The sequence below is a fragment of the Aeromonas sp. s3 genome, from assembly GCF_040907805.1.
Classification (GTDB): Bacteria; Pseudomonadota; Gammaproteobacteria; order Enterobacterales; family Aeromonadaceae; genus Aeromonas; species Aeromonas dhakensis.
Map to the genome: position 1 here is coordinate 55,848 of NZ_JBFOCQ010000006.1, position 21,449 is coordinate 77,296.

General features: G+C 62.5%; 19 protein-coding genes. 15 read left to right on the forward strand and 4 right to left on the reverse strand.

Going from position 1 to position 21,449, the window contains the following annotated elements:
- The first annotated feature begins 8 nt into the window (after positions 1-8).
- The 9 genes from tsaE (at position 9) to AB5Y98_RS00975 (ending at position 9,288) form a co-directional block, all read left to right on the forward strand.
- A complete protein-coding gene (tsaE, locus tag AB5Y98_RS00935; RefSeq protein WP_005304245.1) occupies positions 9-482 on the forward strand; it encodes a tRNA (adenosine(37)-N6)-threonylcarbamoyltransferase complex ATPase subunit type 1 TsaE in 474 nt (157 codons plus the stop codon).
- Entirely contained in the window at positions 473-2,038 is a 1,566-nt protein-coding gene (locus AB5Y98_RS00940) for an N-acetylmuramoyl-L-alanine amidase (RefSeq protein ID WP_368231115.1), read from the forward strand. The genes tsaE and AB5Y98_RS00940 overlap by 10 nt, the downstream gene beginning before the upstream one ends.
- A gap of 230 nt (positions 2,039-2,268) precedes the next feature.
- On the forward strand, positions 2,269-4,146 hold the full coding sequence (gene mutL / locus AB5Y98_RS00945; RefSeq protein WP_279484789.1) for a DNA mismatch repair endonuclease MutL: 1,878 nt from the start codon (positions 2,269-2,271) through the stop codon (positions 4,144-4,146).
- 93 nt (positions 4,147-4,239) lie between these two features.
- Positions 4,240-5,157 (forward strand): tRNA (adenosine(37)-N6)-dimethylallyltransferase MiaA, encoded by a 918-nt coding sequence (miaA, locus tag AB5Y98_RS00950; protein WP_025202167.1) that lies wholly within the window; start codon positions 4,240-4,242, stop codon positions 5,155-5,157.
- A gap of 70 nt (positions 5,158-5,227) precedes the next feature.
- A complete protein-coding gene (hfq, locus tag AB5Y98_RS00955) occupies positions 5,228-5,491 on the forward strand; it encodes an RNA chaperone Hfq (RefSeq protein ID WP_017779129.1) in 264 nt (87 codons plus the stop codon).
- Between the two features lie 63 nt (positions 5,492-5,554).
- Positions 5,555-6,841, forward strand: a complete 1,287-nt coding sequence (gene hflX / locus AB5Y98_RS00960) for a ribosome rescue GTPase HflX (protein WP_005304225.1) — start codon at positions 5,555-5,557, stop codon at positions 6,839-6,841.
- 91 nt (positions 6,842-6,932) lie between these two features.
- On the forward strand, positions 6,933-8,084 hold the full coding sequence (gene hflK, locus AB5Y98_RS00965; RefSeq protein ID WP_005304223.1) for an FtsH protease activity modulator HflK: 1,152 nt from the start codon (positions 6,933-6,935) through the stop codon (positions 8,082-8,084).
- A 3-nt stretch (positions 8,085-8,087) separates the two neighbouring features.
- Complete coding sequence (gene hflC / locus AB5Y98_RS00970; protein ID WP_005304220.1) at positions 8,088-8,972, forward strand: protease modulator HflC; 885 nt, start codon at positions 8,088-8,090, stop codon at positions 8,970-8,972.
- Positions 8,973-9,099: 127 nt separating this feature from the next.
- Positions 9,100-9,288 (forward strand): DUF2065 family protein, encoded by a 189-nt coding sequence (locus tag AB5Y98_RS00975; RefSeq protein ID WP_005304217.1) that lies wholly within the window; start codon positions 9,100-9,102, stop codon positions 9,286-9,288.
- A gap of 85 nt (positions 9,289-9,373) precedes the next feature.
- On the opposite strand, the gene ispB is transcribed toward AB5Y98_RS00975, so the two are convergent.
- Positions 9,374-10,345, reverse strand: coding sequence for an octaprenyl diphosphate synthase (gene ispB / locus AB5Y98_RS00980; protein WP_368231118.1), 972 nt, complete (start codon positions 10,343-10,345; stop codon positions 9,374-9,376).
- A gap of 242 nt (positions 10,346-10,587) precedes the next feature.
- On the opposite strand from ispB, the gene rplU reads away from it, so the two are divergent.
- From rplU to AB5Y98_RS01005, 5 genes are all read left to right on the forward strand, one after another.
- On the forward strand, positions 10,588-10,899 hold the full coding sequence (gene rplU / locus AB5Y98_RS00985; RefSeq protein ID WP_005304210.1) for a 50S ribosomal protein L21: 312 nt from the start codon (positions 10,588-10,590) through the stop codon (positions 10,897-10,899).
- A 17-nt stretch (positions 10,900-10,916) separates the two neighbouring features.
- Positions 10,917-11,174: a 50S ribosomal protein L27 gene (gene rpmA, locus AB5Y98_RS00990; RefSeq protein ID WP_005304202.1), complete on the forward strand. Its 258-nt coding sequence runs from the start codon at positions 10,917-10,919 to the stop codon at positions 11,172-11,174.
- A 188-nt stretch (positions 11,175-11,362) separates the two neighbouring features.
- Positions 11,363-12,565, forward strand: a complete 1,203-nt coding sequence (cgtA, locus tag AB5Y98_RS00995) for an Obg family GTPase CgtA (RefSeq protein WP_017763857.1) — start codon at positions 11,363-11,365, stop codon at positions 12,563-12,565.
- 393 nt (positions 12,566-12,958) lie between these two features.
- On the forward strand, positions 12,959-14,329 hold the full coding sequence (locus AB5Y98_RS01000) for a YjiH family protein (RefSeq protein ID WP_005304191.1): 1,371 nt from the start codon (positions 12,959-12,961) through the stop codon (positions 14,327-14,329).
- 168 nt (positions 14,330-14,497) lie between these two features.
- A complete protein-coding gene (locus tag AB5Y98_RS01005) occupies positions 14,498-16,192 on the forward strand; it encodes an AMP-binding protein (RefSeq protein ID WP_368231120.1) in 1,695 nt (564 codons plus the stop codon).
- 47 nt (positions 16,193-16,239) lie between these two features.
- Here AB5Y98_RS01005 and AB5Y98_RS01010 read toward each other — a convergent pair whose 3' ends face one another.
- The 3 genes from AB5Y98_RS01010 to AB5Y98_RS01020 form a co-directional block, all read right to left on the reverse strand.
- Positions 16,240-16,593 (reverse strand): hypothetical protein, encoded by a 354-nt coding sequence (locus tag AB5Y98_RS01010; RefSeq protein WP_324039842.1) that lies wholly within the window; start codon positions 16,591-16,593, stop codon positions 16,240-16,242.
- Positions 16,594-16,678: 85 nt separating this feature from the next.
- Positions 16,679-17,029, reverse strand: a complete 351-nt coding sequence (locus tag AB5Y98_RS01015; protein ID WP_017787686.1) for a hypothetical protein — start codon at positions 17,027-17,029, stop codon at positions 16,679-16,681.
- 133 nt (positions 17,030-17,162) lie between these two features.
- On the reverse strand, positions 17,163-20,135 hold the full coding sequence (locus AB5Y98_RS01020) for an HD domain-containing phosphohydrolase (protein WP_368231122.1): 2,973 nt from the start codon (positions 20,133-20,135) through the stop codon (positions 17,163-17,165).
- Positions 20,136-20,291: 156 nt separating this feature from the next.
- Here AB5Y98_RS01020 and AB5Y98_RS01025 point away from each other — a divergent pair, with 156 nt between their 5' ends.
- On the forward strand, positions 20,292-21,281 hold the full coding sequence (locus AB5Y98_RS01025) for a luciferase-like monooxygenase (RefSeq protein ID WP_017763863.1): 990 nt from the start codon (positions 20,292-20,294) through the stop codon (positions 21,279-21,281).
- The last annotated feature ends 168 nt before the right edge of the window (positions 21,282-21,449 follow it).

A 21,449-nucleotide genomic window follows, 5' to 3' on the forward strand; every position in this document is an offset into this window, starting at 1 on the left:
AGAAGAACATGGCAAAACAGTTGATGATGACACTGCCGGACGAGGCAGCAACCGTGGCACTGGGTGGCCGTCTGGCCCACGCCTGCCAGCAGGCGACCACTGTCTTCCTGCACGGGGCCCTCGGGGCCGGCAAGACCACACTGACTCGGGGCTGGGTGCAGGGGCTGGGTCATGAGGGCAAGGTCAAGAGCCCGACCTACACCCTGGTGGAGCCCTACGAGCTGGCCGACTGGCAGCTTTACCACTTCGATCTCTATCGGCTGGCCGACCCGGAAGAGCTGGAGTTCATGGGGATCCGTGACTACTTCGGCGCCAACACCCTCTGTCTGGTGGAGTGGCCGGAAAAGGGCGATGGCTGGCTGCCTGCGCCGGATCTCGAGATCACCCTGAGTTATGCAAACGAGCAGCGCGAGGTGCAGATTGACGCCCGCACTGCTATTGGCGAAGCCATTCTGGAACGGTTGTCATCTACGTGCGCTTGATCCTTGTTATTGCCCTCTCCCTGCTGGCCTTACCCTCCTGGGCGAATCAGCTCAAGAGCGTGCGGGTGTGGCCGTCGCCGGACAACACCCGGGTGGTGCTCGACATGAGCAGCGCCCCCAATTACAACTACTTCACCCTGACCGGCCCGGACCGGCTGGTGATCGACCTGAAAGGGGCGAGCAACGTCACCAACCTGGCCCGCATCGAGAACAAGAGCGAGCTGGTGCGCAAGATCCGCGAGAGCTCGCCGCTGGAAAAAGGCGGGCTGCGGCTGGTGCTGGATCTCAGCTCTGCCATCAAGCCGGTGGTCTTTCCGCTGGCGCCGGCCGGGCCCTACGGCCACCGGCTGGTGATCGACCTGCCTTATGAAGAGAAGGCCTCCGCCACCGCTCAGACGGCACCGGTGGGCGGCAAGGGCAAGGGGGTGGTGATCGCCATCGACCCGGGCCACGGCGGGGAAGACCCGGGCTCCATCGGCCCGCGCCGTACCTACGAGAAGCGGGTGACCCTGGCGGTTTCCCAGAAACTGGCCGCCCTCATCGACCGCGAACCCGGCATGCGCGCCGTGCTGACCCGGCGCGGCGACTACTTCGTCGATCTGAACAAGCGCTCCGAGATTGCCCGCAAGGCCAAGGCCGACCTGCTGGTGTCGGTGCACGCCGACAGCTTCCACAACTCGACCCCGCGCGGCGCCTCCGTCTGGGTGCTGTCGACCAACCGTGCCAACCGCGAGATGGGTAGCTGGCTGGAGAAGCAGGAGAAACAGGGCGAGCTGCTGGGGGGCGTTGGCAAGGTGTTGGCCGAATCCGATCCCAACCCCTACCTGGCACAGACCTTCCTCGACCTCTCGATGGACAAGTCGCGGGCCGAAGGCTATGACGTCAGCCGCCAGATCCTGCGCTCGCTGGGCCGGGTGGCCCGATTGCACAAGAAGGCACCGGAACACGCCAGCCTGGCGGTGCTGAAGGCGCCGGACATTCCCTCCGTGCTGGTGGAGACGGGCTTTATCTCCAACCACGCCGAAGAGAAGCTGCTGGCGACCTCCAGCTATCAGGATCAACTGGCCCGTGCCATCTTCGAGGGGATCCGCAACTACTACCGGGCTCACCCGACCAAGGGCGCCATGCTCACCGGCAAGGGGCAGGCCAGCAACAAGCAGGCCGCGGTCAGCCGACCCGCCCCTGCCAGCAAGCCGGTCGCCGTCAGCAAACCGGCGGCGCAGCCGGTGCAGCAGGTGGTGACCAACCGGATGCCGGCCACCGAACCGAACCGCAGCAGCGACGGCGGGGCGCCGGTCAGCAGCGTCGGTGGATCCTCGTCCGGCGCCGGGGTGATCAAGCCCTACGTGGTGGCAGCCAAGGAGCCGAGCGTCCCGGTGACCAGCGTGCAGAGCAATGACAAGGCCAGCATGCTCCGTCATGTGGTCACCCGCGGGCAGAGCCTCTCCCGGCTTGCCGAGAAATATGGGGTCAGCCAGGCGCGACTGGTGGAGATCAACAAGCTCAAGTCGCGGGACATCCAGATAGGGCAGGTGCTCTATATCCCGCAAAAGTAGCGCTGGATGAGGCGCCGGGTCCGTCCCTGCCGGTGGCAGAGGCTGACCCGGTGAGCCGTCGTCGAGCCCCGCCGATTACCCGCACCTTCAACCAGCAGGAGCCAGCGATGCCGATCCGTTCTTTGTCCCCTGTTCTGGCCAGCCAGACGAGCGCGGGCTGTGATGCGGCGGCGTGGCGCCCAGCCGGGGCGGTTGCCACAGCCATCCCGTTCAACCAGCAGGAGTAAGCGATGCCAATTCGTATATTGCCGCCGATTCTGGCCAACCAGATTGCTGCCGGTGAGGTGGTGGAGCGGCCCTCCTCCGTGGTCAAGGAGCTGGTGGAAAACAGCCTGGATGCCGGCGCCGACCGGGTCGAGATCGACATCGACAAGGGCGGTGCCAAGCTCATTCGCATTCGCGACAATGGCGGTGGCGTCGCCAAGGATGAGCTGGTGCTGGCGCTGTCGCGCCACGCCACCTCCAAGGTGGCGACTCTCGACGATCTGGAAGGGATCAACAGCCTGGGGTTTCGCGGCGAGGCGCTCGCCTCCATCAGTTCTGTCTCCCGTCTCACCTTTACCTCCCGCACGGCGGAGCAGTCCGAAGCCTGGCAGGCCCAGGCCGAAGGGCGCGAGATGAGCGTCACCGTCAAGCCGGCGGCCCACCCGGTGGGCACCACGGTGGAGGTGGTGGACCTCTTCTTCAACACCCCGGCCCGGCGCAAGTTCATGCGCAGCGAAAAGACCGAGTTTGCCCACATCGACGAGCTGGTGCGCCGCATCGCGCTCTCCCGCTTCGACGTCACCCTGATCCTGCGCCACAACGGCAAGGTGGTGCGCCAGTACAAGGCCGCCAACACGGTGGCGGAGCAGGAGCGCCGGCTCGCCGCGGTGTGCGGCTCTCCCTTCATGCATCACGCGCTGGCGGTGGAGAGCGAGCACAGCGACGTGCGGCTGTGGGGCTGGCTGGCCACGCCCGCCGGCGCCAGACCGCAGAACGATCTGCAATACACCTATGTCAACGGCCGCATGATGCGCGACAAGCTCATCAATCACGCCATTCGCCAGGCCTATGACGAGCTGCTGCCGGCCGACCGCTTCGCGGCCTACGTGCTCTACATCGAGCTGGATCCGCGTCAGGTGGACGTCAACGTCCATCCGGCCAAGCACGAGGTGCGTTTTCATCAGGCGCGCCTCATTCACGACTTCATCTTCCAGGCGCTCTTTACCGCCCTGCGCCAGCCAGGGGCGGCAAGCGACGAGAGCGACCAGCCTCTGGCAGAGACCCTGGTCGAGCTGCCGGTCAGTGCCCCCATCGAGTATCCGGGCCAGGCGCCCAGAGCCGAGTGGTATGGCGCCGAGCACAACTACCGGGCCCCGGCCCGGGAAGTGCGGGAAGGAAGTGGTGCAGGGAGAGCGGGCAACTACCAGCCGCCCGAGCCCCCCAGCCGGGAGGCGATGCGCGGCATGGGAGCCCTGCTCACCACCCTGCCGACGGTGCAGGGCACGCCGCTGGCAGAGGCTGAAACCGCGCCTGTTGCCGCCGCCGTGGCCGCCAAGGCGGGGGCGTGGCGGGCCTTGACCCTGGTGGAGCAGGCCTATCTGCTGCTGGAGCGAGACAACCGGCTGGCCCTGCTGTCGCTGGTACGGGCCGAGCGCCTGCTGCTGCGCCACTGGCTGCTGGAAACCTGGGGTCAGGGGCTGGCGGCCCAGCCGCTGCTGTTGCCGGTCTCCTTCAAGTTGCCGAAAAACCTGGTCGCGCTGGTGGAGACGCAGGAGCGTTTGCTCAAACGGATGGGGCTGGAGTTGAAAAGCGGTGGGCGCGACACCATGATCCTGACTCGGGTGCCGGCGCTGCTGCGCCAGACCGATCTGGTGCGCTTATTACCCGAATTGCTGCAACTGATCGAGAGCGGATCTGACAGTGATGCTGGCCAGCAGGCTGAAGTACTATGCCAATGGCTGGTGGAGCAGGGGATAAGTCGCGAAAAAGTATATGATTTTGCCACGGCCAACCGCTTGCTGACGGAACTTGTTGCCGATTTCAGTGACCAACTGGCAGACGTTCGCATGGTGCGCCAGCTGTCGCTGGCGAGCGTGCTGGCCGAGTTCGCCGATGGCCATTGAGGGAAATGCCCTCTTGAATCCATAAACCAGTTTTTTGCAGGTGCGCCGCCAAGGGGTGGCGACCATGCAAGGGGAGTTTTTCACGTGGCTGACTTGCCGACTGCAATTTTTCTGATGGGGCCGACGGCCTCCGGCAAGACGGATCTCGCCATCGAACTGTGCCAGGCGCTGCCCTGCGACATCATCAGCGTGGATTCCGCGCTCATCTATCGCGGCATGGATATCGGCACCGCCAAGCCTACGCCGGCCGAACTGGCGCAGGCGCCGCACCGGCTGATCGACATACTGGATCCCGCCATGAGCTATTCGGCGGCCGATTTTTGCCGTGATGCGCTGCGGGAGATGAAAGAGATCGCCGAGCGCGGCCGCATTCCGCTGCTGGTGGGCGGCACCATGCTCTATTTCAAGGCGCTGCTGGAGGGACTCTCTCCGTTGCCCTCTGCCGACCCCGTCATTCGGGCCGGCATCGAGGAGGAGGCCGCCCGCCTTGGCTGGCAGGCGCTGCACGATGAACTGGTGCGCATCGACCCGGTGGCCGGGGCCCGCATCCATCCCAATGACCCGCAACGGCTCAGCCGGGCGCTCGAGGTCTACCGCATCAGCGGCAAGACCCTCACCGAGCTGACCCAGGTGCAGGGGGAAGGGCTGCCCTACCGGGTGCTGCAGTTTGCCATCGCACCGAGCGATCGCGCCGTGCTGCACCAGCGCATCGAGCTGCGCTTTGACAAGATGCTGCAGGGCGGCTTTGAACAGGAGGTCAGGGGCCTCTACCAACGGGGTGATCTCACCCCGGATCTTCCCTCCATCCGCTGCGTGGGATACCGCCAAATGTGGGACTACCTGGCGGGGGAAGTGGAGTATGATGAGATGCGCTATCGCGGAATTGTTGCCACCCGCCAGTTGGCCAAGCGTCAAATGACCTGGTTGCGCGGTTGGTCTGATGTGACCTGGTTGGAATCTGGTGAGTCTGGCAATCTGGCAAGGGTCGTCGCCCGTGCCGGAGTGGCTTGACACTCCTGTATAATCAGGTTGTTATATTGATATCCGGTGTTTAAAAACAACAAACTATAAGGAAAAGAAGATGGCTAAGGGGCAATCTCTCCAAGACCCGTTTTTGAATGCGCTGCGCCGTGAGCGGATTCCTGTTTCTATCTATTTGGTGAACGGCATCAAGCTGCAGGGTCAGATCGAATCGTTTGACCAGTTTGTCATTTTGCTGAAGAACACCGTGAGCCAGATGGTTTACAAGCACGCCATTTCCACCGTGGTGCCGGCCCGTGCCGTCAACCATCACCAGCACGCCCAGGGCACGGCTGGCGAAGAGCAGGGTGAAGCCGAGGCGTGATATCCCGGGACGAGGCGACTCGTCAACCCAGATTCATCATGATTCCTGTCAAGGAGCAAGCGCTTGTTTGACCGTTATGAAGCCGGCGAACAGGCCGTTCTGGTACATGTCAACTTCAGTGATGAGGGTGAGCGGGAGGATCTGGAAGAGCTCAAGATGCTGGTGAGCTCGGCCGGGGTCAATGCGCTGGGGGTGATCACCACCAGCCGCAGTGCGCCCAGCGCCAAATTTTTTGTCGGCAGCGGCAAGGCTGAAGAGATCGCGTCCCAGGTCCAGATGCTGGACGCCGACGTCGTCATCTTCAACCATGCCCTGACCCCTGCCCAGGAGCGCAACCTGGAGCGTCTGTTCCAGTGCCGGGTAGTGGACAGGACCGGCCTGATCCTCGATATCTTCGCTCAGCGTGCCCGTACTCACGAAGGCAAGTTGCAGGTCGAACTGGCCCAGTTGCGCCATCTCTCTACTCGCCTAGTGCGAGGCTGGACCCACCTTGAACGTCAGAAGGGGGGGATCGGCCTGCGCGGCCCGGGTGAAACCCAGCTGGAAACCGACCGCCGCCTGTTGCGTGAACGCATCAAGGCGATTTTACGCCGGCTCGACAAGGTGGCCAAGCAGCGGGAACAGGGACGTCGTGCCCGCAACCGCAACGAGGTGCCGACCGTTTCTCTGGTGGGTTACACCAACGCCGGAAAGTCCACTTTGTTCAACCAACTTACAGCTGCCAGCGTGTATGCTGCCGACCAATTGTTCGCAACCCTGGATCCGACCCTGCGCAAATTGGTGATCCGGGATGTGGGTGATGTGATTCTGGCGGATACAGTTGGATTTATTCGACACTTGCCCCATGATCTGGTCGCGGCCTTCAAGGCGACGCTGCAGGAGACCCGCGAAGCGGATCTGCTGCTGCACGTGGTGGACTGTGCCGACGAGCAGATGCAGGAGAATATCGAATCGGTGCAGCAGGTGCTGGCCGAGATCGAAGCCGATGACCGGCCCCAGCTGATGATCTGCAACAAGATCGACAAGCTGGGTGAACACCCGGTCGGGCTGGAGCGGGACGAAGAGGGGCGCCCGGTGCGGGTCTGGCTGTCTGCCCAGACCGGCGAGGGGTGTGACGATCTGTTTGTTGCCCTGACCGAGCTGCTGGCCGGCTCCATGGTGCACCACACTCTGCAGTTGCCCCCTTCGGCCGCCAGATTGCGCAGTGCGCTCTATCGCCTCAAGGGCATCGAGCAGGAAGGTTTCAGCGAGGAGGGGGATTTTGTGTTGGAAGTCCGCCTGCAACTGGCTGACTGGAACCGCCTCGTGAAACAAGAAGGTGAGAGTTTACAACGCTTTATCAGGCATTGATTCGTCGATGAGATGAATGTTTGCTGGCTTCATCAACGGTTGATGGCCCGATAGAGATGATATCCATCCGCATGTATTAATGGAGACGCTGATGGCTTGGAATGAGCCTGGTAATAACGGCAAAGACCGTGACCCCTGGGGGAACAACGGCAAGAATCAGGGACCCCCTGATCTGGACGAGATGCTGCGCAAGGTAAGCCGCCGTTTTGGTGGTCTGCTGGGTGGCGGTAAATCGGGTGGTGGTGACGTCGGCAAGTTCGGCCTCTCCATCGCGCTGGTGGTGGCGGTAGTGGTGTGGGTCGTCAGCGGCTTCTATACCATTCGCGAAGCCGAGCGTGGCGTGGTGCTGCGCTTTGGCGAGTACTCCCACAACGTGGATCCGGGCCTGCGCTGGAAACCGACCTTCATTGACCGGGTGATCCCGGTGGACGTGGAGTCGGTCCGTTCCCTGCCGGCCTCCGGCTTCATGCTGACCCAGGACGAGAACGTGGTACGGGTCGAGATGGACGTGCAGTATCGTGTGGTCGATCCAGAGCAGTACCTGTTCAGCGTCACCAACGCCGACGAGAGTCTGAGCCAGGCGACCGACAGCGCCCTGCGCTACGTGGTGGGTCACACCCGGATGGACGACGTGCTGACCACGGGTCGTGAGAAGGTGCGTCAGGAGACCTGGCAGGTGATCGACAGCATCATCGAGCCCTATCACATGGGTCTGCAGATCGTCGACGTCAACTTCCTGCCGGCGCGTCCGCCGGAAGAGGTGAAGGATGCGTTCGATGACGCCATCTCCGCCCAGGAAGATGAACAGCGTTTCATTCGTGAAGCCGAAGCCTATGCCCGTGAAGTGGAGCCGAAGGCCCGCGGTCAGGTCAAGCGCCTGGAGCAGGAAGCAGAAGCCTACAAGTCCCAGATCGTGCTGAAGGCCAAGGGTGAAGTCGCTCGCTTCAACGAACTGCTGCCCCAGTATCAGGCTGCGCCCGAGTTGACCCGTGATCGTATCTACCTGGAAACCATGGAAGAGCTCTATCAGCAGGCCAACAAGGTGGTGGTCGACATGCCGGCTGGCAACAACAGCATGATCTACCTGCCGCTCGACAAGCTCTCCGGCAAGGCCAATGCGGTGCAACCGGCTCGTCCGGCAGGTGCGCCGGTGGTAGAACAGACCCCGCCGTCCAACGAAGGGGCCAACTCCACGCCGACCCCGCTGCGCAGCGGCGACCGTTTCAGCTCAGGGAGAAACTGATAGATGAAAAAGCTAGCTATTGGTGTCATCGCTGTGGCCGCCATGGTCTGCTTCTCTTCGGTCTTCATCGTCGATGAAGGCCAGAAGGGAATCGTGGTGCAGTTCGGCAAGGTGAAGCGGGTTGAATCCGGCGAGCCGCGTCTGTACGAGCCGGGCCTGCACTTCAAGGTGCCGCTCATCGACCAGGTTCGCAAGATGGATGCCCGTATCCAGACCCTGGAAGGGCAGGCGGATCGTTTCGTCACCTCCGAGAAGAAGGACCTCATCATCGACTCCTACGTGAAGTGGAAGATCGAGGACTTCTCCAAGTACTACCTGGCGACCGGCGGTGGGAACAAGATCCAGGCCGAAGACCTGCTCAAGCGCAAGATCAACAACGGTCTGCGTTCCGAGATCGGTAACCGCACCATCAAGGACATCGTCTCTGGCGAGCGCAGTACCGTGATGGAAGATGCTCTGATGAAGATGGCGCGCTCCTCCGAGCTCGGCATCAAGGTGGTGGATGTGCGTATCAAGCAGATCAACCTGCCGGTGGAAGTCTCCAGCTCCATCTATCAGCGGATGCGTGCCGAGCGGACCGCGGTAGCCCGTGAGCATCGCTCCCAGGGCCGCGAACAGGCCGAGATCCTGCGTGCCGACATCGACCGCAAGGTGACCGTCATGATCGCCGATGCCGAGAGTAATGCTCGTCAGCTGCGTGGTGAAGGGGATGCCGAGGCCGCCAAGATCTATGCCGACAGCTACAAGAAAGACCCCGAGTTTTTCAGCTTCGTGCGCAGCATGGAGGCTTATCGCAAGAGCTTCGCCGGTGGCAATGACCTGATGGTCCTCAAGCCGGACAGCGAGTTCTTCCGCTACCTCAAGTCGCCGCACGGCAGCAAGCAGTAAGCACGTCGTGATTTGACCCAAGGGCCTGATGATTCAGGCCCTTTTGTTTGCCGGTCATTGGCTGGCAGCGGGTGGCTGTGTGTGAAGCGCTGTGGTTGAGGCGCATTCAGGCGAGAAAGGAGGTTGTATGCTGACATCCATCCTGATGGGGCTGGGATTGCTGCTGCTGTTCGAAGGGTTGGGGCCGCTCTTGATGCCGCGCGCCTGGCAGCAGATGTTGCGGCTGCTGAGCGATCAGCCGGCCGAGCAGTTGCGCCGCATCGGCGGCTGTCTGGTGGTGGCCGGGGCCGTTATCTTGTGGGCGCTGGCCCGCTAACTACTGCGTTGAAACGACAGTGGCACAGTGAGTGCAGACAATAAAAAAGAGGCCCTCTGGCCTCTTTTTTGTCCACGGGCTGGCATCAGGCGCTGCGCTGCACTGCCATGTGGGCCAGGGTTTCCAGTGCCTGCTTGTGCCGGGAGTCCGGCAGGATGGCGAGGGCCGCGATGGCCTTGTCGGCCTCTTCCCGGGCCCGCATGCGGGAGTACTCCAGCGCGCCGGTACGGTCGAGGATGGCCAGGATCCGGTCGAGGTGCTCCATGCCGTTGCGGTGCTCGATGGCGTCGCGCACCAGCTGGCGCTCTTCCGGGCTACCCACTTCCATGGCACGCAACAACGGCAGGGTCGGCTTGCCTTCGGCCAGATCGTCGCCCACGTTCTTGCCCATCTCGTCGCTCTGGGAGCAGTAGTCCATCACGTCGTCGATGATCTGGAAGGCGGTGCCCAGATACTTGCCGTAGTCGGTCATCGCCTGTTCGACCGGCGCGTGCTGATGGGTCAGCACGGCGGCGAGACGGGTGGCGGCTTCGAACAGCTTGGCGGTCTTGCAATAGATGACCGTCATGTAGCTCTCTTCGGTGGTATCCGGGTCGTTGCAGTTCATCAGCTGCAGCACTTCCCCTTCGGCGATGGTGTTGGTGGCCTCGGAAAGGATCTCCATCACCCGCAGGTTGGAGAGCTCGCTCATCATCTGGAAGGAGCGGCTGTAGAGGTAGTCACCCACCAGCACGCTGGCGGCGTTGCCAAACATGGCGTTGGCGGTCTCCCGGCCGCGGCGCAGGTCGGATTCGTCGACCACGTCGTCGTGCAGCAGGGTGGAAGTGTGAATGAATTCGATGATGGCAGCCAGTTTCAGGTGATCCTCACCCTCATATCCCAGTGCGCGGGCGGCCATGACGGTCAGCATGGGGCGCATCCGTTTCCCGCCTGCACTGACAATATAGAAACCCAGCTGGTTGATCAGGCTGACATCGGACTGGAGTCGCGCCAGGATCAGTTCATTGACCGCCGTCATGTCGGCGGCACAGAGCGCACGGATAGTCTGTTGGTCCATAAGTCTCGTAACGTGACGGCAGTGATGACTGCGATTTTAGCAATGGCGGGGATTCTACACGATTTCACAATGGGTTACAGTTAAGCGTTTATTCACGGCGGCAGATATGCGCACAAAATAAACTTTTTGCTAAATTGGCCTTGCCTGAGCAAATCGATTTGCGTAGAATGCCCGCCCATTGTTATAGGTTTTTGCGCGTGTCTGGCCTTGAGCAAAAGACACGCCTTTACGGAGTTAATCAAATGTACGCGGTATTCCAAAGCGGCGGAAAACAACACCGTGTGGCCGAAGGTCAAATCGTTCGTCTGGAAAAGCTGAACGTTGAGACTGGCGCTACCATCGACTTCAACGAAGTGCTGATGGTTGCTGCAGGCGACACTTTTAAAGTAGGTGCTCCTTTCGTTGAAGGTGGCAAGGTTGTAGCTGAAGTTGTGGCTCACGGCCGTGGCGAGAAAGTGACTATCGTCAAGTTCCGTCGTCGTAAGCACCACCGTAAGCAAGCGGGCCACCGTCAGTGGTTCACTGAAGTCAAAATCACTGGCATCAGCGCTTAATTAGAGGAGTACGATAGATGGCACACAAAAAAGCTGGCGGTTCATCCCGCAACGGCCGCGATTCAGAAGCTAAACGCCTGGGCGTGAAGCGTTTCGGCGGCGAAACAGTTCTGGCTGGCAGCATCATCGTTCGTCAGCGCGGCACCAAGTTCCACGCTGGTGAGAACGTTGGTCTGGGCAAGGACCACACCCTGTTCGCTACCGCGAACGGCAAGGTGCAGTTCGAAGTCAAAGGTCCGCTGAACCGTAAGTACGTAAGCATCGTTGCTGAGTAATTACGGACCGCAAGGATCCGAAGCCCCGCCAACAGGCGGGGCTTTTGTTTTTCTGATGTAGTTGACGAAAAAACGGCACGCAGCCGACCCTGGCTCTGAAGGGGCGACTGGCAAGATGCGTATCGCCCGCAGGGGTCTGTACCACTATAATGGCGTATCGGTTTTTCGAATTAAGGTGACGGTTACCTATGAAGTTTGTTGATGAAGTCCAGATTCGAGTCGATGCCGGTGACGGTGGTAACGGTTGTGTGAGCTTTCGCCGGGAGAAGTACATTCCGAACGGCGGCCCGGACGGCGGTGACGGCGGTGACGGTGGCGACGTGTATCTGGTTGCCGATGAAAACCTGAACACCCTGATCGACTACCGTTTCGAGCGTTTCCACGCCGCCGAGCGTGGCGAGAATGGCCAGAGCGCCAACTGTACCGGTCGTCGCGGCAAGGACAAGATCCTGCGCGTGCCGGTCGGTACTCGTGCGACCGATGAAGATACCGGCGAACTGCTGGGGGATCTGACCCACCACGAGCAGAAGCTGCTGGTCGCCAAGGGCGGTTTCCACGGTCTTGGCAACACCCGCTTCAAGAGTTCGGTCAACCGTGCGCCGCGCCAGAAGAGCAACGGCACCCCGGGTGAAGTACGTACCCTGAAGCTGGAACTGCTGTTGCTGGCCGACGTCGGCATGCTGGGCCTGCCCAACGCCGGCAAGTCCACCTTCATCCGCGCCGTCTCTGCGGCCCGTCCGAAAGTGGCCGACTACCCCTTCACCACGCTGGTGCCGAACCTGGGCGTGGTGCGTGGCGAGAACTCCCGCTCCTTCGTCATTGCCGACATTCCGGGCCTGATCGAGGGTGCAGCCGAAGGAGCCGGCCTCGGTATCCGCTTCCTCAAGCACCTCGAGCGCTGCCGCGTGCTGGTCCATCTGGTGGATATCTGCCCGGTGGATGGCTCCGATCCTGCCGAGAATGCCGTTACCATCGTCCGCGAGCTGGAGAAGTACAGCCCGGAGCTGGCGAGCAAACCACGCTGGCTGGTGTTCAACAAGATGGACCTGATCCTGGAAGAAGAGGCAGGTGAAGTGATGGAGCGCGTGAAGGCCGCCCTGAACCACGAAGGGCCGGTTTACGCCATCACCGCCATCAGCAAGGAAGGGACCAAGAAGGTCTGCTACGACATCCTGGATCTGCTGGATACCATGCCCCGTCAGCTGGCAGAAGATGCCAAGGAAGCCATCGAGAAGGTGGAGTTCAAGTGGGATGACTACCACAAGAACCAGCTGGCCAAGGCCGAAGCGGATGCGCTGGCTGCCTCCAAGGCGTTTGACGAGTCGCTGGACGACGATGACTGGGACGACGAAGACGATGATGGCGTGGAAGTCATCTACGTGCGTGACTGACCCTCATCCTGCGGGTGAGCGCAGTGCAGCCACCCGCCGCTGAAAAACCGGAGCCTTGCCAGGCTCCGGTTTTTTTATGGGGATCGACTGGATCACCATATAGATATATTTCTTATGTCACTTATTGCCTGCCAACCGCAACTGATTATACTGCGCTCCTGAATGTAACCTTAACGAAACAATGTGCTAACCATTTGTAATGAATTGATATGCGCATCTGTTTGGGTACATTCTTATGGAAGGTTTGCCTGTAAAAATATTTATGCTTGAAATGATCCATTAAAAGCTTGTTTGTGCATTTTTTTGGAGTATTCTTGCGCCCGTTTTGTCGGGTGAGGGCATGGGTATGCAGGTTCGCCTGGCTAAGGAAAAGTAACATTAAGGCTGTAAACCATGCTGGAAAAGACTCTGCAAGCACCTGCGCTCAATACCCGTCGCAACGTGCTGATGTTCCTGGTCCCGTCACTCATCGGGATCCTGCTGTTCATGACTCCCGTTCTCTATGACGGCAACGTCACCATCCCGGTAGCCGTACTGGCGAAGCTGGTACAGAGGGTGTTTGCCGACTATCTGGTGGCCATGGTCAGCGCCATCATCACCACCACCATGCTGATGACTCTGATCGCCTGGTTGTTCAAGCCGGCGATCCTGGTGAAGCGCCCCTTCCTCAACAGCCTGTTCAACGTCTCACCCTTCTGGGCCTGCGTACGGGTGCTTGGCGGCATCTTCGTGCTGCTGACCTTCTTCGAGGCCGGTCCCGAGGTGCTGCGTTCCGGGGCAACCGGTGGCCTGGTGCTGCACGATCTGCTGCCGGTGCTGTTCTCTGTCTTCATCTTCGCCGGCCTGCTGCTGCCGCTGCTGCTCGATTTCGGTCTGCTGGAGTTCGTCGGCACCATGATGACCCGCATCATGCGCCCCGTGTTCCGCCTGCCGGGCCGCTCTGCGGTGGACTGCTTCGCCTCCTGGCTCGGGGATGGTAGCGTCGGCATCCTGCTCACCAGCAAACAGTACGAAGGCAAGTTCTACACCCAGCGGGAAGCCGCCGTCATCGGCACCACCTTCTCTGCCGTATCCATCACCTTCTGCCTGGTGGTGATCTCCCAGGTGAAGCTGGAGCACATGTTCGTGCCCTTCTACCTGACCGTCTGCCTGGCCGGGGTGGTGGCCGCCATCGTGGTGCCGCGCCTGCCGCCGCTCTCCTGGAAGAAGGATGTCTACAGCGACGGTACTCCCCTGTGCCGCAAGCAGGAGGCGATCCCCCATCAGCACAGCGTGCTGAGCTATGGCTATGAGCGGGCCCTGACCAAGGCCGACAGCATGACGGATCTCGGCGCCGTGGCGCGGGAAGGGGTGAAGAATGCCCTGGACATGGTGTTTGGCGTGCTGCCGGTGGTGATGGCGGTGGGCACCTGTGCCCTGATGCTGGCCGAGCACACCCCCATCTTCAACTGGCTGGGGGCCCCCTTCGTTCCCTTGCTGGAGCTGCTGCAACTGCCGGAGGCTGAAGCCGCTTCCAAGACCATCATGGTGGGCTTCGCCGACATGTTCATCCCGGCGGTGCTGGCCTCCACCATCGAGAGCGAGATGACCCGCTTCGTGATCGCCGCCATGTCGGTCACCCAGCTCATCTACATGTCGGAAGTGGGCGCCCTGCTGCTGGGCAGCAAGATCCCGGTCAAGCTGTGGGAGCTGTTCGTGATCTTCCTGCTGCGCACCCTGATCACCCTGCCGGTCATCGCCGGGGTGGCGCACCTGCTGTTCTGATCTGCCCCGCGTCTGTAAACGGTCAACTTCGGTTGGCCGTTTTTTTATGGCCGTTATTAGACCAAAGTGAGTCTTTTACAAGGCCTAATTTTACATTAATGTAACAAGCTGAAAAACACGCCAGCCGAGCAGTAGGCAATTCCAACCTATGTGGCCAGGAGTCACCCCATGACCTCACTGCTCAGCTACCGGGCCGGTCCTTGCGATCAGCCGCTGCTTCACCAGACCATAGGCGCCTACCTGCAAGAGGTGGCGGAACGTTTCCCCGAGCGGCCCGCCGTGGTGGTGCGCCACCAGCAGATCCGCTGGAACTACCGGGAATACCTGACCCAGATAGACCGGCTGGCGCTGGGCCTGCTGGCGTTCGGGATCCGGCCAGGGGATCGGGTCGGCATCTGGTCGCCCAACAACATCGAGTGGTGTCTGGTGCAATTCGCTACGGCCCGCATCGGGGCCATCATGGTCTGCATCAACCCCGCCTACCGCAGCTACGAGCTCGCCTTTGCCATCAACAACGTGGGCTGTCGGGCCCTCATCTGCGCCAGCGCGTTCAAGGGCTGCGACTACCTCGCCATGCTGGGGGAGCTGGCCCCCGAGCTGGCGAGCTGTCCGCCAGGCCGCCTGACATCATCCCGGCTGCCGAGCCTGGAGATGGTGATCCGGCTCGGGGAGGAGCAAAGCGCCGGCATGCTCAACTTCCCCGAGGTGCTGGCACTGGGCGACCGGCAAGATCCGGCCTGGCTGGCCCGAGTGGCCGCCACCCTCAAACCCGATGACGCCATCAATATCCAGTTCACTTCGGGCACCACGGGCAACCCCAAGGGGGCTACCCTCAGTCACAGCAACATCCTCAACAACGGCCGCCAGGTGGCGCAAGGCATGGCGTTCAGCGAGCAGGATCGGCTCTGCATCCCGGTGCCGCTCTACCACTGTTTCGGCATGGTGCTCGGCAATCTGGTCTGCATCAGCGTGGGGGCCTGCGCCCTGTTTCCGGCCGAAGCTTTCGATCCGGCGGCCACCCTGCGGATGGTGAGCGAGGAGCGCTGCACCGCCCTGCACGGGGTGCCGACCATGTTCATCGCCGAGCTGGAGCTGGCGGAGTTTGACCAGTTCGATCTCTCCTCTCTGCGCACCGGTATCATGGCCGGTGCCATCTGCCCCGAGCCCTTGATGCGCAAGGTGCAGACCCTGATGCACATGACCGAGGTGACCATCGCCTACGGCCAGACCGAGTGCAGTCCCATCAATCACATGACCGCCATCGATGCGCCGCTGGACAAGCGGGTCACCACGGTCGGCCGCGCCATCGGTCACACCGAGATCAAGCTGGTCGACCCCAGCGGAGAGATAGTGGCCATCGGCGAGCGGGGCGAGATCTGCTGTCGCAGCAACGGGGTGATGCAGGGGTACTGGCAGGATCCGGTCAAGACGGCGGATACCATAGATGAGGAAGGGTGGCTGCACTCGGGGGACATCGGCATCATGGATGAAGAGGGCTATGTGCGGATCGTCGGACGCAGCAAGGAGCTGATCATTCGCGGTGGCGAGAACATCTACCCGCGCGAGATCGAGGAGCGGCTCTACGATCATCCGGCGGTGCAGGATGCAGCCGTGTTCGGGGTCGACAGCGAGCGCTATGGCGAGGAGGTGTGTGCCTGGGTCAAGCTCAGGCCCCGCCAGGAGGCCAGCGAGGAGGAGCTGAAGCAGTTCTTGTCGGCCCGCATCGCCTACTTCAAAGTGCCAAGATACATCCGTTTCGTGGAGGAGTACCCCATGACGGTAACCGGCAAGCTGCAAAAATTCAGGATGCGGGAACTGATGAGCGACGAGCTGGCCCGCCAGCACGCCGAGGCGATGCGCTGAGCTGAGCGTGGCGACATCGGAAAAAAGGGCCTGCGGGCCCTTTTTTGTCAGCGTCCCAGCGGGTGGGGCTGTGCCGGCTTGCGGGGGCACTGCACCAGCAGGGTATGGGTGGTGAAGGTGCTGCTTTGGGGGAAGCTTGGGCGAAACCCCGTCATCGGATCGGCGGCCCCCATGCTCATCTGATGGGAAGTGAAGGTGCGCTGGCGGCGATCGGTCTCCTGATAGCCGAGCGGGCAGCTCAGCGTCGCCTGCTGCTGGCACTCCTCCAGTGCGGCGCACTCGATCTGGAAGCGTTGCAGTGCGGGATTGGCGGAGGCGAGTTCGGTGACGGTGGCGGGCGCCGGCAGCAGGGCGCAGCCGGACAGCAAGAGGCTGCCCAGCAGGAACATTCGGGGTGACATAAGAGAGTGGTGCTCGATGAAACAAGAAAAGGGTGGCTAGCGGCCGGCCGGGGCCAGCTGCCTCGTGCCGGCCGCAAAGCGCGGATCAGCGCGGCGTGATGCCCATATCGACCGGACACTGGATGGTCAGAGAGTGCACCGTGTTGGCCATGCGATAGGGTTTGCCAGCCTTGTAGACCTTCTTCTCGTCGTCATAGCTGCCTGCCGTGTACTGGGTGCTGTAGAGGGTCTGCTGACGGCGATCCGTCTCCTGGTAGCCCTGCGGGCAGGTCTGGTTGGCCTGCTGGAAGCAGGCCGTCATGTTGCTGCACTCGATGTAGAAGCCGCGCTGGCTGGCATCGGCCAGGTGCACCGGGGTGACGGTGGGGGCGGGGGGAGACAACAGGGAGCAGCCGGAGAGCGTCAGCGCGCCCAGCATGATGAGATGTTTTGACATAGATAACCTGAACAGTGTGGTGTGACAAAGAGTGAGGGGGAGTCTATTGCTCCCCCTTCGCTATAGGGGCACCGTTATAACCAGCCGGGGGCGTTCAGGCCAGCCCGCAAATGTAAGAAAATATGACCCGGCCCTAGGCCAGCCCGGCCAGCAGGGCGTTTTCATCCACCTGATCCAGCTGTTCGGGGGCGAGGAATCTCCCGGCGTAATCGCGCCAGATGCCGCTGCTGACGAACAGGGCAAACAGGGTGGGATCGATGTGCTGCTCTCGCACCATGCTCTGCATGATGGCCAGCGACTGGGAGACCGTCTTGCCCGATTTGTAGGGGCGATCGCTGGCGGTCAGCGCCTCGAAGATGTCGGCGATGGCCATGATGCGGGCGGGGATGCTCATCTGGCTGCCCAGCAGCTGGCGCGGGTAGCCCTTGCCGTCCATCCGCTCGTGATGGCCGCCGGCAATCTCGGGCACGCTGCGTAGATGGCGGGGGAAGGGGAGGCGTTCGAGCATGCGAATGGTCTGGATGATGTGCTCGTTGATCTTGTAGCGCTCCTCCTCGGTGAGGGTGCCGCGGCCGATGGCGAGGTTGTAGCGCTCGCCGCGGTTGTAGAGGTGAGTGGGCACCCGCACCTTGAAGCCCCAGGGGTTGCGCTCGTCCAGCTGATCGTGGACGGGGCGGGGGATGAGGTGGGCGGCCTTGTCCGCCAGCAGGGGCTCGACGCAGGGCAGCGGTGCGGCCGGCTCCCCCTGGCGCAGCTTGAGCTCCTCCCGGCTGATGCCGAGCCGATCGTCCAGGGTGCGCAGCCAGGTGCGGCTGGCGATGGCATCCAGCCTGGTCAGCTTCTCCGGTGCCATCCATTCACCGCCCAGGTTGCACTCGGCAATGAAGGCGAACTCCTCGTCCAGGGTGCTCCAGAGCGGCGCCACCGCAGCCCTGGCCGCTTCCCGCTCCGACGCCGGCAGGCGGGCCGCCAGCGCCTCTATGTAGCCGTCGCGCTTGAGCACCTCGAAGCGGGTACGGATCTCGTGGATCCGATCGTACAGGGTCTCCAGCTTGGTGGCCTTGTCCACCACGAACTCGGGGGTGGTCACCTTGCCGCAGTCGTGCAGCCAGCTGGCGATATGGATGGCCTCCCACTCCTCCTCGTTGAGCCGGAACTCGGCGAACGGTCCCTGCTGCTGGGCACAGGCGGCTTCGGTCAGCATTCGGGTCAGCTCCGGCACCCGCTGGCAGTGGCCACCTGTGTAGGGGCTCTTGGCGTCGATCGCGCCGGCCATCAGCTCGATGAAGGACTCCAGCAACTGCTTCTGCTCCTCCAGCAAGCGCTGATTCTCGATGGCCGAGGCCGAGGTGCCCGCCAGTGCCTCGATCAGACTGATGCGCGAGGCCAGCTCACGGGCCGAGCAGTCTGGCAGGATCAGCAGCAGGCAGCCGATCAGCTCCTGGCGATGGTTGCGCAGGGGTTCGGCCACCAGCTGGCAGGGGCCGGGGAAGGGGCCCCAGTCGGCCAGATGTTGCTGCCAGCCCTGCTGGTCGATGGCGAGGCTGATCCGCTCGCCCCTGGCCAGCTCGCCAAACAGGGCCTGCTGCCAGCGGATCTGCCCGGCCGGCAGCGGCGCTTTGCGCCATAGCGCCTGTACCGCCACCATACCCTGCTCCTGAGCCAGGTAGAGACAACCCCCTTCGGCCTGCACCGCGGCGATGGTTTCGTGCAGGATGCGGCTGAGCAGGGAGTCGAAGCGGTGTTCGGCCGCCAGCGCCCGTCCCATGTTCATGAAGTTGCCGAGAGTCAGCCGCATGCCTGACATGGTATGGGCCAGATCGTCGATCTCGCGGATGGAAGACTCGGGGACCCGGCTCTCGCCAAAATCGAAGTGCTGGATCCGCTCCGCCTCCTTGGTGAGCGCCAGCAGCGGGGTGGCGGTACGCCGCGAGACCAGCCAGATCACCGGCAGCAGCAGCAGCAGGCCCGCCAGCGCCCAGCCCAGATTGACCAGGGCCTCGTCTCTGGCCTGCTGATAGAGCAGGTCGGCCGACACCAGCAGGGCGATATGGAAGGGGGAGTCGCTCCCGAGGGGGGAGAGGTTGACCAGCCAGTCGCTGCCATCGGCGGCAGTCAGGTTGAGCTCGGCCGGGTCGCTCAGCAAGGTGGGCTGGCTGATGATCCGTTGTTGCAGGTCCGCCAGGGCCGGGTGGGGCAGGCTGGCCAGCATGGGCAGCTGGCTCAGCTGCTCGAAGCTGGGCAGGTGCCTGGGATCGGCGGCCAGCAGGGTGGCGTACTCATCGAACAGGATCACCTGGCTCTGGGCAGGCAGCTGCAGCTTGCCGATCAGGGCTGACAACCCCTCGACGCTGGTGTCGAGCCCGATCACGGCGCGTCTGTCGTCGCTCTCCACCGCCAGCGTCATGCCTGGCTCCTTGGTGGTGAAGAAGAGGTAGGGGTTGGTGGTGGCGATCCCCGCTCGCCAGCGGGCCTGCTTGTACCAGTCGCGGCTGCGGGGATCGTAGCGGTAGTTCGGCATGGGGCGCCGCTCGAGCAGGCTCAGCCGCTGATCGAAATAGAGAAACTCCCCCTTGCCCTGGCTGAGGCTCTGCACCAGCAGGCTGCTGGCGGCCGGCACGCCCCCTAGCTGGGTCTTGGCCCGTTCGGTCAGTTTGCGCACCAGAAAGAAGTCGCCATCCTCGTAGCCGGCATAGACGGCCCCATAGCTGGGGCTGTTGGCCAGCACCTCCACCAGTTGCGGCAGGTAGGCCAGACGGTCGGTCAGGTTGGTCATGGCCGCCAGCTGGCCGCTGCGCAGCAGGCTGAGCGACATGCGGGCCGGCCGCTCGTTCAGTTGCAGGGCGAGGGCCAGCTGCTGGCGATACTGCAGAAAGTTCTGTCGCTCGTGCTCCAGCCCCTGGCGGGCCCCTTGCTGGAACTGCAAGGCGATGAGGGCGCTGCCGAGCAGGGTGAACAGCAGGATGAAGAGGGTGGCGATATGCACATAGAAGGGTTTACGACCTGGCCTGGCAGTTGTCATGGACACATCCTTGTCACACGGGCGATTGCAGAGACGATCAACCTGCAGTGTGCCTGCAGGATGACAATAAACACAATAACCCATTCAGAGAGATCGGGATGTGACAGAGAGAAACTCCCCCTGCTGGTGCTCCCGGAACCCGTGACCGTCAATTTTGCCGGCCGATCAGGTGATTCATTCAGGTATCCCGTGCTACATTGCCCCCCCTTGTTACTGGTCTGTGAATCAATGGAGTGACCCATGTCTGCCATCCCCTATTCCGTGCTCGATCTGGTGCCCGTGGCCGAAGGCTCCCAGCCGGCCGAATCGTTTCGCCGCTCGCTGGATCTGGCCCGTCATGCCGAGCGCTGGGGTTACAACCGCTACTGGCTGGCCGAGCACCACAACATGCCGGGCATCGCCAGCGCCGCCACCTCTGTGCTGATCGGTCACCTGGCCGGCGGCACCAATACCCTGCGCATCGGCGCCGGCGGCATCATGCTGCCGAACCACTCGCCGCTGGTCATTGCCGAGCAGTTCGGCACCTTGGCGTCACTCTATCCGGATCGCATCGATCTCGGCCTTGGCCGCGCGCCGGGCACCGATCAGCGCACCATGCGGGCGCTCAGACGCCAGCGCAGCGGCGAGGTGGATGACTTCCCGGCGGATGTGCGCGAGCTGATGGACTACTTTGGCGACGAGGTGGGGGCGGTGCAGGCGGTGCCGGGCCAGGGGCTGCATCTGCCCATCTGGCTGCTGGGGTCCAGCCTCTACAGCGCCCAGTTGGCGGCGGCCATGGGGCTGCCGTTCGGCTTTGCCTCCCACTTCGCCCCCGCCATGCTGCTGCAGGCGCTGGAAATTTACCGCTCCCAGTATCGCCCCTCCGCCCGCTGGCCCAAGCCCCATGCGGTGGTCTGCATCAACATGATCGCCGCCGACAGCGAGCGGGAGGCGCGCTTCCAGTTCACTACCCTGCAGCAGCAGTTCCTGCGCCTGCATCGCGGCAACGCGGGCAAGTTGCCGGCGCCCGTCGTCGAACTGAGCGAGGAGTGGTCCGAGCGCGAGCTGGTGGCGATGGAGCAGACCCTGGCCCGCTCGCTGGTGGGCAACCCGGATCAGGTACGCCACGGCCTCAAGGCGCTGCTGGCGGAAACCCGGGCCGACGAGCTGATGTTCAACGGTCCCATCGTCGATCATCAGGCGCGGCTGCGCTCCTTTGAAATTGCCGCCGAGCTGATGCAGGCGCTATAAGCTCGACTCCCCGAAGAGCAGGGCGCTATCTTGCTAGAAGCGCCTCTGTCGCCCTGCTGTCAGGTCATCGAGAGGGGGCGTTGTGGGGAGGACTGATGGGATTTCTGCTCTCTCTATTTTATCTAATGCACTGAATTAAAAGGAAAGTCAGGTTGGTGTCAGGCTGCT